Annotated in this window: 8 protein-coding genes and 2 pseudogenes; 7 read left to right on the top strand and 3 right to left on the bottom strand. The window is 68.2% G+C overall.

The genetic code is table 11. The features are described 5' to 3' along the window. Window positions 1-177: 177 nt before the first annotated feature. The 5 genes from OH809_RS37435 to sbnA all read left to right on the top strand — a co-directional run bounded on the left by OH809_RS37435 (window position 178) and on the right by sbnA (window position 9,430). Window positions 178-2,712 (top strand): Pls/PosA family non-ribosomal peptide synthetase, encoded by a 2,535-nt coding sequence (locus OH809_RS37435; protein ID WP_406416816.1) that lies wholly within the window; start codon window positions 178-180, stop codon window positions 2,710-2,712. Window positions 2,713-2,772: 60 nt separating this feature from the next. After that, the gene (locus OH809_RS37430; protein ID WP_406516106.1) at window positions 2,773-6,045 is read left to right on the top strand and encodes a non-ribosomal peptide synthetase; all 3,273 of its coding nucleotides are present in this window, start codon (window positions 2,773-2,775) and stop codon (window positions 6,043-6,045) included. A gap of 23 nt (window positions 6,046-6,068) precedes the next feature. Further along, a complete protein-coding gene (locus OH809_RS37425; protein WP_406416818.1) occupies window positions 6,069-7,073 on the top strand; it encodes a TauD/TfdA family dioxygenase in 1,005 nt (334 codons plus the stop codon). Then, window positions 7,070-8,140 (top strand): 2,3-diaminopropionate biosynthesis protein SbnB, encoded by a 1,071-nt coding sequence (gene sbnB, locus OH809_RS37420; protein ID WP_406516105.1) that lies wholly within the window; start codon window positions 7,070-7,072, stop codon window positions 8,138-8,140. Before OH809_RS37425 ends, sbnB begins: the two co-directional genes overlap by 4 nt. Window positions 8,141-8,353: 213 nt before the next feature. Beyond that, complete coding sequence (sbnA, locus tag OH809_RS37415; protein WP_406416821.1) at window positions 8,354-9,430, top strand: 2,3-diaminopropionate biosynthesis protein SbnA; 1,077 nt, start codon at window positions 8,354-8,356, stop codon at window positions 9,428-9,430. 426 nt (window positions 9,431-9,856) lie between these two features. Here the strand turns inward: sbnA and OH809_RS37410 are convergent. The 3 genes and pseudogenes from OH809_RS37410 to OH809_RS37400 all read right to left on the bottom strand — a co-directional run. Beyond that, window positions 9,857-10,148 (bottom strand): annotated as a pseudogene (locus OH809_RS37410) (integrase core domain-containing protein); the annotation flags it as partial. Between the two features lie 24 nt (window positions 10,149-10,172). After that, complete coding sequence (locus OH809_RS37405; protein WP_406416823.1) at window positions 10,173-10,418, bottom strand: DUF664 domain-containing protein; 246 nt, start codon at window positions 10,416-10,418, stop codon at window positions 10,173-10,175. A gap of 12 nt (window positions 10,419-10,430) precedes the next feature. Continuing rightward, window positions 10,431-10,604: pseudogene (locus OH809_RS37400) on the bottom strand (TetR/AcrR family transcriptional regulator); the annotation flags it as partial. Window positions 10,605-10,726: 122 nt separating this feature from the next. On the opposite strand from OH809_RS37400, the gene OH809_RS37395 reads away from it, so the two are divergent. Together OH809_RS37395 and OH809_RS37390 are read left to right on the top strand one after the other, a co-directional pair. After that, on the top strand, window positions 10,727-11,272 hold the full coding sequence (locus OH809_RS37395; protein WP_406416824.1) for a hypothetical protein: 546 nt from the start codon (window positions 10,727-10,729) through the stop codon (window positions 11,270-11,272). Between the two features lie 59 nt (window positions 11,273-11,331). Then, entirely contained in the window at window positions 11,332-12,969 is a 1,638-nt protein-coding gene (locus tag OH809_RS37390; protein WP_406416826.1) for an amidohydrolase, read from the top strand. Window positions 12,970-13,055 lie beyond the last annotated feature (86 nt).

The following is a 13,055-nucleotide window of genomic DNA, read 5'->3' as shown; positions in this document are numbered from 1 at the left end:
TCGAGTCCGAGTGGCAGCCCGACGGTGAACAGCAGAGACTGGGCAACGGTTTAGGAACTGGACAACAGATCCCGACCTCAGAATTCCGGATTACTCGCTCCGGCCATCGAAAAGCGCGAGTATCAGGGCGCCGACCATCATGGCCGATGGCGCTCGACTGTTCCTCAAGGAGCTCGTATGGAGGAGAAATCCATCGACGTCTTGGCGCCCGGGCCGGATGAATCTGCGATCGACAAGCGCAGGTACACCGGCCCGAGGACCGGCATCGAAAGAGACCTCGCAGAGGTGCTGGCTGACGTCATGGGCGTCGAGCGGGTGCCGGTCGACAGCCACTTCTTCGATGACCTCGGCGCCAACTCGTTGGTGATGGCCCAATTCTGCGCACGGGTCAGGAAGCGGACGGACCTCCCCTCAGCATCGATGAAGGATATCTACCGGCACCCCACGATCGGAAGTCTGGCGACGGGGCTTGCGGACGCCGCGCCCACCCCTGTCGAGTCGTCGGTCCCGGTGTCGACCGAGGTGGTGCCGCCGGCCGGCACGGTGCGGTACGCCCTCTGCGGAACGCTGCAGTTCCTGCTTTTCCTGGGATATTCCTTCCTCGCCGGACTCGTTGCCGACCGAGGCTATGCATGGGTCTCCGCCGGCTCGGATGCGATCGGCATCTATCTGCGATCGTTCGTCTTCGGCGGCATCGGATTCGTTGCTCTGTGCACCTTCCCGATCGTGGCCAAATGGCTCCTCATCGGCCGGTGGAAATCGCGCGAGTTCCCGGTCTGGGGTCTGACGTATCTGCGCTTCTGGACCATCAAGGTGCTGATACACGCCAACCCGATGATTTTCTTCGTCGGCAATCCGCTGTACGTGCTTTACCTGCGAGCCCTGGGCGCACGGATCGGCAAGGGGGTCACGATTCTCTCCCGCAACGTTCCGGTCTGCACCGACCTGCTCACGATCGGCGCCGGCACCGTGGTCCGCAAAGACTCGTTCCTCCTCTGCTACCGGGCACATGCCGGCCGTATCCAGACCGGCCCGGTCACCCTTGGCCGGGCCGTGTTCATCGGCGAGAAGACCGTGCTCGACATCGACACGTCGATGGGCGACGGAGCGCAACTCGGCCACACGTCCACGCTGTACAGCGGCCAGGTGGTCCCTGACGGCCAGCGCTGGCACGGATCACCGGCACAGCCCACCGAGCATGACTACCTGAGGATCGGGCCGGCCAAGTGCGGCACGCTGCGTCGGGCCGGCTTCGGTCTCATCACCGTGCTTCAGCTGTTCTTCCTCTACGTGCCGCTGACTGTCGGGGGCGCGTACATGCTGGTGACGCTGGTTCCGGCGCTGCACAACCGGCTGGGCCCGGGTGCTGTGGGATTCACCTCGCCGGATCTCTACATCGACGCGCTGATCCTTTCCTTCGTGCTGTTCTTCGGCTTCGTCGTCGTGGGCCTGGCTGTCCTGTTCACCGTTCCGCACCTGCTGAACCTGGCAGTCAAGCCGGACAAGGTCTATCCGCTGTACGGGTTTCATTACTCGATGCACCGGGCGATCGGGCGCATGACCAACATCAAGTTCTTCGCATGGCTGTTCGGTGACAGCTCCTACATCGTCCACTATCTGCGGGGCCTCGGATACGACTTGTCCCGGGTCGAGCAGACCGGGTCGAACTTCGGCACGGAGGTGCAACACGAGTCCCCGTTTCTGTGCTCTGTCGGCAGCGGAACGATGGTCGCTGACGGGCTCTCCATCATCAATGCCGACTTCTCGAGCACGTCCTTCCGGGTGTCCCGGGCCTCGATCGGTCCACGCAACTTCCTCGGGAACAACATCGCCTATCCCTCAGGGGCCAGGACGGGCGAGAACTGTCTCCTCGCGACGAAGGTGATGATTCCGCTCGACGGCGAGGTACGCGAGGGGGTGGGCCTGCTCGGCTCACCATGCTTCGAGATTCCCCGGTCGGTCGAGCGCGACTCCCGGTTCGACCATCTCCGGACCGGCGACGAGTTGCGCCGCAGCCTCGCCGCAAAGAACCGCTACAACATCCGCTCGATGGTCTTCTTCCTGCTCGTGCGGTGGCTGCACTTCTTCGTGCTCACGATGCTCGCCCTGGCGAACGTCGATCTGTACGACTCCTACGGGCATGTGCTGCTCGCTGCGTTCCTGGTGTTCAGCCTTGGGTTCACCGCTGTCTACTTCGTACTGGTGGAGCGCGGCATCGCGGCATTCCGCGCGCTCCGACCGCAGTTGTGTTCCATCTACGACCCGTACTTCTGGTGGCACGAGCGCCTCTGGAAGGTGCCTGACGCGTACCTCAACGTCTTCAACGGCACCCCTTTCAAGAACGTGATCTGGCGGATGCTGGGGGTTCGGCTCGGCAGCAGGGTCTTCGATGACGGCTGCTATTTGACGGAGCGGACGCTCACCACCATCGGAAGCGACTGCACGCTCAATGCGGGAAGCAAGATCCAGTGCCACTCTCAGGAGGACGGCACCTTCAAGTCCGATCGCAGCACCATCGGCGCCGGCTGCACCATCGGTGTGGGAGCACACGTCCACTACGGCGTGACAATGGGCGACGGCGCTGTGCTCGCCCCGGATTCCTTTCTCATGAAAGGCGAGGAAGTCCCGCAGCACGCACGCTGGGGAGGAAATCCCGCCACGGAGACGCGAGATGCCCCTGATCAGCCCGAGGCACTGGCGCGGAAGGCGTAGTGCCGCCCTTGTCGGCACCGAACAGCATGGTGGCGACGGTGAATGGAGAGGGACGACCAGATGGGAATGCAAGTGCAGGCCGACCGGGAATTCTGGCGCGCGGTGCTCGTCGCCGGTGGATTCACCGCAATACCGCGGTGGACGCTCAATCCGGTGACGGGCGTCGGCGAACACGAGGCGACGATCCCGGACGACGTCGTGGCAGCGTTGGGCCGGTTGGCCAAGGACCTGGCGGTGCCGCTCGACTCGGTGCTGCTGGCCGCGCACGCCAAGGTGCTCGACGCGCTGTCCGGCGAGCACGAGGTCGCGACCGGCTACGTCACGGTGGAGGGCGGCCGTCCGCTGCCCTGCCGGCTCACGACCGAACCCGACTCGTGGCGGACGCTGCTGCTGGACGCCCATCGAGTCGCGTCGGATTTGCTGGTGCACAAGAACTTTCCGGTCGATGAGCTCAGGAGCGAACTGGGCCTGGCCGAGCCGTCGATCGAGACCGTGTTCGATCCGCACGGCTCGGGCGGCGAACTCGCCGGTGACACCCTGCTGTGGGTGGGATTTTCGCAACGCGATGGTCGGCTCGTGCTGCGGCTGCGGTACCGGACCGACGCGGTCGACGCGGACTACGCCGTCAGGATCGCCGGATACCACCTCACCGCCCTCGCGCTGATCGCTGCCGATCCGGATGCCGAGCACGGGCGGCAGAGCCTGCTCTCCACCGAGGAACTCCGCTTCCAGCTCGAGGGGCTCGCCGGTCCGCGCCGGAAGCTCCCGGACCGCCGGTTCCACGAGTTGTTCGAGCAGCGGGTGGCGGCACACCCGGACGCCGTCGCGGCGGTGCACGGTGAGCGGCAGCTGACGTATCGGGAACTCAACGCGCGTGCCAACCGGTTGGGACGGGCCCTGCTGGCGCGGGGGCTTCGCCCCGAGGGCGTCGTCGCGGTGGTGACCGAGCGCAACCTGGACTGGATGGCCGCCGTGCTCGCGGTCTTCAAGTCCGGCGGCGTGTATCTGCCCATCGAGCCGCATTTCCCGGCCGATCGCCTCGCAACCATGCTCTCCCGTGCGGCATGCGGGCTCGTGCTGACCGAACCCGGCAGCACTTCCACGCTCGACCAGGCCCTCGACTCGCTGTCCGGGGTCCAGAAGCTCTTCGTCGGCGCAGCCTACGAGGAGGACCATGCCGACGACGATCTGGGCCTCCGCGTCGCACCGGACCAGCTCGCCTACATCTACTTCACCTCGGGGTCCACCGGGGAGCCCAAGGGCGCGATGTGCGAGCACGCGGGCATGCTCAACCACCTCTACGCCAAGATCGACGACCTGGAGATCGGCGAGGGACAGGTGGTCGCCCAGACCGCACCCCAGTGCTTCGACATCTCGCTGTGGCAACTGGTGTCCGGGCTCCTGGTCGGGGGGCGGACCCTGCTGGTGGAGCAGGAGGTGATCCTGGACGTCCGGCGGTTCGTCGACAAGATCATTGACGGCCGGGTCGCCGTCCTCCAGGTCGTACCCTCCTACCTGGACGTCGTCGTGTCGTGTCTGAAGCAGCACCCCCGCGAGCTGCCGGACCTGCGGTGCGTGTCGGTCACCGGCGAGGCGCTGAAGAAGGAGCTCACGCAGCGCTGGTTCGCCGCCCAGCCCGGGATCAGGCTGGTCAACGCCTACGGGCTGACCGAGACCTCGGACGACACCAACCACGAGGTCATGGACCGCGTGCCCGACGGGGACCGGGTCCTGCTGGGTCCCGCGGTCAACAACGTGCACGTCTATGTCGTCGACGAGCACCTGACCCCGGTGCCGCTCGGCGCCCCCGGTCTGATCGTCTTCTCCGGCGTCTGCGTCGGCCGCGGATACGTCAACGACCCCGAGCGCACCCGGCAGGCCTACCTCGCCGATCCGCACCGTGAGGGCGCCCGGCTCTACCGGGGCGGCGACTACGGCCGCTGGCAGCCCGAGGGCAAGCTGGAGTTCCTCGGCCGCCGGGACAACCAGGTAAAGATTCGTGGCTTCCGGATCGAGATCGGCGAGATCGAGAACACCTTGTTGCGGGTGCCCGGTGTGCGCGACGGTGCGGTCGTGGTCACCGAGCGGGCCGACCAGAGCAAGCACCTGGTGGCCTTCTACTCCGGCCGGCGGGCACTCGAGGAAGACGTCCTGCTGGACCGGCTCGGTGAGTCATTGCCCGAATACATGGTCCCGTCGGCCTTCCACTGGCGAGAGAGTCTGCCGCTGACGGCCAACAGCAAGATCGACAGGAAGACTTTGGAGACGCTCGCCGGAGAACTCGGCCTCGTCCAGGACGACTACCGCGCGCCGAATACGCCGACCGAACGGCAGCTGGCGGCCGCATGGGCGAAGGTGCTCGGCATCCCGCAGAACCGGATCGGACGGCGGGACCACTTCTTCGACCGGGGCGGCACGTCGCTGTCGGCAGTGAAGCTGGCGATCACCCTGGACCGTGCGGTGTCCCTCAAGGACGTCACCCGTCACCCGATCCTTGCCGATCTGGCCGGGCTGGTCGATGGCAGGTCCGAGCTGCGCTCCGGGCGCTCCGGGCGCTCCGGGCTGCTTCAGTCACTGTCGGAATCGGACGGTACGCAGGGCGCTGCCCTGGTGTGCTTCCCCTACGCCGGCGGCAACGCGGTGAACTTCCAGCCGATGGCCGGGGCGCTGCCGGGCGGCGGGCCGGCGGTCTACGCCGTCGAGCTGCCCGGTCACGACGTGGCCGCCGGGAGCGGGCCGTTCGCCCCGATGGCACAGGTGGTCGAGCAGGTCGTCGTCGAGATCATCCGGCGTGGCCTGACCAGGGTCCTGCTCTGGGGCCACTCCTCGGGCGCCGCGTTGGCCGTGGAGACGGCCAGAAAGCTGCAGGAGCGCGGGGTGGACGTCCAGCGGGTGTTCCTCGGCGCGCAGCTGCTCGGCAACGCCGCCCACCGGCGCGCCGGCATCACCGAGCTGACCGGGCGCAGCGACGCCGAGATCACCGGCATGCTGAGCGCGGACGGCGGGTACCCCGAACTCGGTGAGCTGGATGCGCAGTACGCCGAGCACATCGGTGCCGCCTACCGGCACGACTGTGTGTCCGCACACCGCTATTTCGCCGACGCCCTGGACAGCCCGCCGGCGCTGAAGCTGTCCGCGCCGGTCACCGTGGTCGTTGCCGCCGACGACCCGAGCACGGCGGAGTATCCGCGCCGGTACCCCGACTGGCAGCTCCTGGCCGAGCAGGTCGACCTGCACGAACTCGCCGACGGCGGCCACTACTTCCTGCGTACCCGTCCTACCGAGGCGGCACAGGCCGTGCTGCGCGCCGCCGAACTGTTCGCTTCTTCCTGACCGGCAACTGAAAGGAAACCGAGATGTCTTCCATATCCACGGCGTCGCCGGTCGACGTCGAACTCGAACCCGGCAAACCTCCTCTCCTCCGGGCCGAGGCCACCGGCTCCGCGCCGAGCTGGGCGGCCGAGCACCGGGACGCGCTGCGCGCTGTCGTCGCCGAGCACGGTTCGGTCCTGGTCCGCGGCCTCGGGCTGCGCGACGCGGACGGTACCGGCGCCGTCTTCTCGAGACTGGCCACCGGTCTGATGACCGAGAAGGAGGTCTTCGCACCCCGACGGACCTACTCCGACGGCGTGTACTCCTCATCGAAGTGGCCGCCGAACCAGCCGATGTGCATGCACCACGAACTGAGCTACACGCTTGAGTTCCCCGGCCTGATGATGTTCGCCTGTATCAGCGCGCCCACCGACGGCGGGGCAACCGCGGTGGCCGACTCACCGACCGTGCTCGACGCGCTGCCCGCCGAATTGACCGAGCGGTTCGAGCGGGAGGGCTGGCTGCTCACCCGCAGCTACAACGACGAGATCGGGGCGTCCGTCGCCGAGGCGTTCGGCACCGCGGACCGTGGCGCCGTCGAGAGCTACTGCCGTGCCAACGCGATCATGTTCGAGTGGCAGCCCGACGGCGGACTGCGCACCAGACAGCGCCGCAGCGCCGTGGTGCGTCACCCGGTCACCGGCCGACGCTGCTGGTTCAACCAGATCGCGTTCCTCAACGAGTGGACGATGGCCCCCGAGGTGCGCGAGTACCTGGTGGACGTCTACGGCGCCGACGGGCTGCCGTTCAATACCCGCTTCGGCAACGGCGACCCGATCGGCGAGGACGTCGTTCAGTTGCTCAACAGCGTCTACGAGGCCAACACGGCACGCGAGCCGTGGCAGGCCGGCGACCTGATGCTCGTCGACAACGTCCGCACCGCGCACAGCAGGGAGCCCTTCGAAGGACCGCGCGAAGTGCTCGTCGCCATGGCCGACCCGGTGCGTCTGGCCGACTGCTCGCCGACCGTCGAGGTGACCGCAGGATGACCACCATCGGTTCCACCGCCAAGAAGTCCGCAATGTCCGCTCCGGTCACCGTGCCACCGTTCGCCGTGATCTCCGGTGCCCAGGTCCAGCGCGCACTGCACGGGCGCGAGAAGCAGATCGTGGAGTTGGTCGAGGCCACCTACCGGGTGCACGGCGCCGGTGATTCGGTGAACCCGCCGTCGTACTTCCTGCGCTTCCCCGACCGCCCGTCCTCCCGGATCATCGCGCTGCCCGCCTCGATCGGCGGCGAGGTGCGGGTGGACGGCCTGAAGTGGATCTCCAGCTTTCCGGAGAACGTGACGGCCGGCATCCCGAGGGCCTCGGCCGTGCTGATCCTCAACGACCATGACACCGGCTACCCGTTCGCGTGTCTGGAAAGCTCGATCATCAGCGCCACCAGGACGGCCGCCTCGGCGGCGTCGGCGGCCGACTGGCTCAGCCGCGACCGGCCGCGACCGACGCGTGTCGGGTTCTTCGGGGTGGGCCTGATCGCCCGTTACATCCACACCTTCCTGGCCGGCACCGGCTGGTCGTTCGACGAGATCGGTGTGCACGACCTGTCCGCCGACAGCGCGGCAGGCTTCCGGTGCTACCTGGAGCAGTCGGGGACCACCGGCCGGATCACCGTGCACGACAGCGCCGAGCAGTTGATCCGACACAGCGACCTGGTGGTCTTCGCCACCGTCGCCGGCCAGCCGCATGTCAGCGATCTGTCATGTTTCGCACACAATCCGCTGGTGCTGCACGTGTCGCTGCGCGACCTCGCGCCGGAAATCCTGCTCGCCTCGGCCAACATCGTCGATGACATCGAGCACTGCCTGAAGGCCGACACCTCGCCGCATCTGGCCGAGCAGCTCACGGGCAACCGGGAGTTCCTGCACGGCACGTTGGACGACGTGATGGCCGGGCGCGTGGCGGTGCCGACGGACCGACCGGTGGTGTTCTCGCCCTTCGGCCTCGGGGTGCTCGACCTCGCGGTGGGCAAGGACGTCTACGACGAAGTGGTCCGCCGCGGAGAGTTGCGCGTCGTCGATGACTTCTTCCACGAACTGAGCCGGTACGGATGAGCCGGCCCAGATCCCAGGCAGCTTGTCCAGGAATCATCCCAGGAGAGATCGCCGGTCAAGTCGCCGCAGGTCAGGGCGTACGAGACAGCGACCGCTGACGCAGGGCCCCGTCCGGCCCGGTTGGACACTGGCTCCCGCCCGCAAGGGCGAGAAGCCCGCCCACGGCCGGATGGACGTTCCGAGAGTGCTCTGCTCCAGACAGAGGAGATCATCGTGCCCGTCGTATCCGTTCCCTACGCCTACAACGAAGAGGAGCTCTATGTCGACCTTCGGTCGATCTTCGGGCACTCGCTCTTCCTGAAGTGTGAGGGCTTCAACTTCGCCGGCTCGATCAAGTTGAAGGCCGCGACCGAGATGGTGGAGTCCGCTGAGCGGGACGGAATCCTGACGCCTGAATCGATCCTGGTCGAGTCCTCGTCCGGGAACCTCGGCGTGGCGCTGAGCATGATCGCGGCGAGCAAGGGCTACCGGTTCCTGTGTGTGACGGACTCCCGCGGCAACCTGACGACCAGGATGATGATGGAGGCGTTGGGCAGCCAGGTGCACATGATCGCCGGACAGGAGGCCAACGGCGGCTTTCTCGGCGCGCGGCTCGAGTACGTCCGTGCGCTGTGCGCCTCCGACGACCGGTACGTGTGGCTCAGTCAGTACACCAATCCGAGCAACTGGAAGGCGCACTACCGCAGGACAGCACCGGAGATCGCCCGCCAGTTCCCGCAGCTGGACGTGCTGTTCGTCGGGGCCGGCACCACCGGGACCCTCATGGGCTGCGCGCGCTACTTCCGGGAGTGGCACCGGCCGGTGCGGATCATCGCAGTGGACAGCGTCGGCTCGGTGTCCTTCGGCGGTTCGCCGGGCCGCCGGATGATTCCCGGCCTCGGGATGAGCATGCGCCCGCCGCTGCTCGACGAGTCCTATGTGGATGAGGTGATACGTGTCGAGGAGGCGGACACCGTCCGTACCTGCCATCGTCTGGCCAGGCGCGGATTCCTGTTCGGCGGCTCCACCGGCACGGTGGTCGGCGGAGCAACGGACTGGCTGGCCCGCCATGACGCGCGCGATCTCACCGCGGTGGCCGTCGGCCCGGACCTCGGCGAGCGGTACCTCGACACCATTTACCAGACCAACTGGCTGCAGGATCTGTACGGCGAGGACGTGCTCGACTCCGACAAGGTGGCCGCCGGTGCCTGGGCAGCCTCCCCCGCGCGACCGACACGGTGGAGCCCGGCGTCTGGACCTGCAGACCCGCGACCTCAAGGGCAACCAGCACCATCAGCTCCAGGATCATGAGGCCCAGGTGAACTTGGTCATGACGTTGGTGACAGTCGGCTGATCGGGGGCCGGCCGCCGAACGAATGGACGACTGAGAAGACAAAACAGCAGGTCCGGAGGGGTCGGCCCGGCACCCGCGGGGATGGTCTCAACAGGAGGAGGGCCTGAGCTCCCTCGCCGTCCGGGTCAGGGACGACCGGGGGCGGGTGGTCGCCGCGGTCGATGTGGCGCTCCACGCGGGCGAGCATCCCGGCGAGGATCGCAGGCGACCTGACGCTCGTGGACCGGTGACTTCTCCCCACCCCTTCCCTTCCCGCAGTGACATTGTGCGGCTCCGCCGTGCAGGGGGCTCCGCCCCACCCATCGGACCGCCCTGCCGGTGGTGTCCTCAAGCGCCGGACGGGCTGTCGGCTGAGGTGACCCCCGGAACGTGGACATAGGGGTTTACGCCGCCAGTGAGTGTTTAGCCTTTGCGTGCTGCTGTTCGAACTCCATCAGGGACAAATAGGCCAGTGCACGGTGACGTCGTCGCGCGTTGTAGTACGTGAGCCATCGGAAGATCTCCAGACGGGCCTGAGCCATCGTGGAGATAAGTCTTCTTGTGCACAGCTTCTCGTTTCAGCCCCTGCCACAGGCTCTCAGCCAAGGCGTTGGCGTAACTGGAGCCGACCCGGCCCATGCTCCGCCGGATCCCGTGCTTGCCGCAGACCTGCGCGAAAGCCGCCGAGGTGTACTGCTCAACCTGCGGTGCGTCGGGCGATCAGCCCTGCGGGTGGTCGCCGGTCCGCCCGTCCACGAGTTCGCGCACGATGTCCATGTGCCCGACGTGGCGCGCGGTTTCCTCGATCATGTGAATGAGCGTCCAGCGCAGCGAGAGGGATTCGCCGTGCCACGCGGTGCCGACGCTGTCGATCTCCAACTCGTCGATCACCTTGTCGGAGGCGGCACGGGCCCGGCCGTAGAACGCGACGATGTCCTCGGTCGTCTCCGCGGGCGTCGGGCGCAAGGTACCCCGCTACAGCGCGCTCGGATCGGAGCCCAGCGCGGCGCCGAGCCGCCGGACGGTGAGCGCCTCCGCCCCGTGCCGGCCGATCAGCCGCAGGACGGTCTCCACGATGATCTGCTCGGACAGCACGATGCCCTGCTCGGTGGGCCGTCTCCGCCACCGTGGCGGCTCCGGCACCACTCTCAGCCATGCCACGGGATCTTACGACAACATCATTGACCTATAAACGGCTCGCGGGTTTCATGACCTGCCACCGGCCCCGGCGGGCCGCGTCCTTCCTCGAGCAAGGCGGTGATCCGTTGGCAGCAATGACCAGGGACTCGGGCAGAAGATCCCAAGCCCCCGTCCAGGCCTCTCCGGCCACGATGCAGAAGTCGCTCGGCGTCCGGGGCGGTGTGGCGATCGCCGCCTCGAGCACCGCGGCCACCTCAAGCATCGGCATCGGGCTCGGCCTGATGGCCGGCATGGTCGGTCTGCATCTGCCCGCACTCATGCTGCTGGCCTTCCTGCCCATCCTGGGCATCGCGGGCGGGTACGGGCGGCTCAGCCGCGTCGAGCCCAACGCCGCCGTGCGCTTCCGGCATCTCCTGCGCAGCTCGCCGCTGGAGGCCCTGCGGGCGGTCGTCGGCCCGCTGCTGGGCGCAGTCACCCTGCTTGCCGTGGGCGGCTATCTGGCCTGGGTGTTCTACGACTCCGCCGACCACTTCGAGCTCTCCGCGGACAACGGCTGGTTCACCCTGCTCATCCCGGCCCTGATGCTCGCCTCCGGGCTGGCGGTGGCGGCCTGGGCCCGCTGGGTCCGCAAAGCCCCGTACTTCTCCCGCCGATTCGGCACCAGCCCGTACTCCGACTGACCTCCTGTCCCTTGTACCCAGCGGGCCCCCGGCCCGCCGACCCACTGGAGCATCTCCCCATGCGCAAGGCCGACCTGGTCTTCACTCACGGCCCCGTCCACACCGGCGACCCCGCCCGCACCCGGGCGACCAGCCTCGCCGTCACCGCGGACCGGATCACGGCCGTCGGTCACGACGAGGTGCGGGAGCTGATCGGCCCCGGCACCGAAGTCGTCGACCTCCGCGGCAAGTTGCTCATACCCGGCTTCCAGGACGCACACATCCATGCCGTCTTCGGCGGCGTGGAACTCGCCGAGTGCGACCTCAGCGGCACTGTGGGAGTCGACGACTACCTGGCGCGTGTCCGCACCTTCGCCGATGCCCACCCCGAGCGGACCTGGATCACCGGCAGCGGCTGGTCCATGGAGAGTTTCGAAGGGGGGCTGCCCACCCGGCAGCTGCTGGACTCGGTGGTCCCCGACCGCCCGGTGTATCTGGTCAACCGTGACCACCACGGGGCCTGGGTCAACACCCGCGCGCTCGAACTGGCCGGGCTCACCAAGGAGTCCGCGGACCCGGCCGACGGCCGGATCGAGCGGGAGGCGGACGGCACGCCGAGCGGCGTGCTCCAGGAGGGGGCGACCAAACCGGTCGCGCGCCTGCTTCCCCCGAGCACCGCCGCCGACCGGCTCGCCGGCCTGCTGCGGGCGCAGAGCCTCCTGCACTCGCTGGGCATCACCGGCTGGCAGGACGCCCTGCTCGGCGTCTTCAACGGCCAGCCCGATCCCGCCGACGCATATCAGACCGCGGCCCGCGAGGGCACGCTGACGGCCAGGGTCACCGGCGCGCTGTGGTGGGAACGCGACCGCGGCGCCGAGCAGATCCCCGAGCTGGCCGCCCGCCGCAAGGAGCTGACCCACGGCAGGTTCCGGGCCGACCGGGTCAAGATCATGCAGGACGGCATCGCGGAGAACTTCACCGCCGCGATGACCAGCCCCTATCTGGACTCCTGCGGCTGCGCAACCGCCAACGCCGGCCTGAGCTTCGTCGACCCGGTGGCGCTGCGCTCCCACGTCACGGAACTGGATGCCCTCGGCTTCCATGTGCACTTCCACGCCCTCGGCGACCGTGCGGTGCGCGAGGCGCTGGACGCCGTCGGGGCCGCCCGTACCGCCAACGGCCGCCGGGCCACCCGGCACCACCTCGCCCACCTCCAGGTCGTCCACCCCGACGACCTGACGCGGTTCGCCGAGGTCGGCGCGATCGCCAACATCCAGCCACTGTGGGCCGCGCACGAACCGCAGATGGACGAGCTGACCATCCCCTTCCTGGGGCCGGAACGCGCCGCCTGGCAGTATCCGTTCGGCGCCCTGCTGCGGGCCGGCGCCACGCTCGCGGCGGGCAGCGACTGGCCCGTCAGCAGCCCCGACCCGATCGCCGGAATCCATGTCGCCGTCAACCGCATGGAGCCCGACGCCACCGACGGCCGGGTCTTCCTGCCGGAGCAGCGCCTCGACCTCGCCACCGCCCTCGCCGCCTACACGGCTGGTTCGGCCCACGTCAACGGCGTGGACGAGGCCGGCAGCCTGCAGGCCGGACTCCTCGCCGACCTGGTCGTGCTGGACCGCGACATCTTCACGGCCCCGCCGGAGGAGATCGCCGAGGCCAAGGTCGTACGGACGTACGTCGCAGGAGCGCTGGTCCACTCCGCGGAGTGAGAGCACAAGGCCCAGGCGCTGCCGCTGCCCGCTGCCCGTTCGGGGCGGGCAGCGGCAGCGCCCGGCCGTCACAGGCCCTGACAGGC

It is taken from the genome of Streptomyces sp. NBC_00873, assembly GCF_045207415.1.
Classification (GTDB): Bacteria; Actinomycetota; Actinomycetes; order Streptomycetales; family Streptomycetaceae; genus Streptomyces.
The sequence above is the reverse complement of the archived record's forward strand: the minus strand, read 5'-3'. Positions and strand labels throughout refer to the sequence as shown.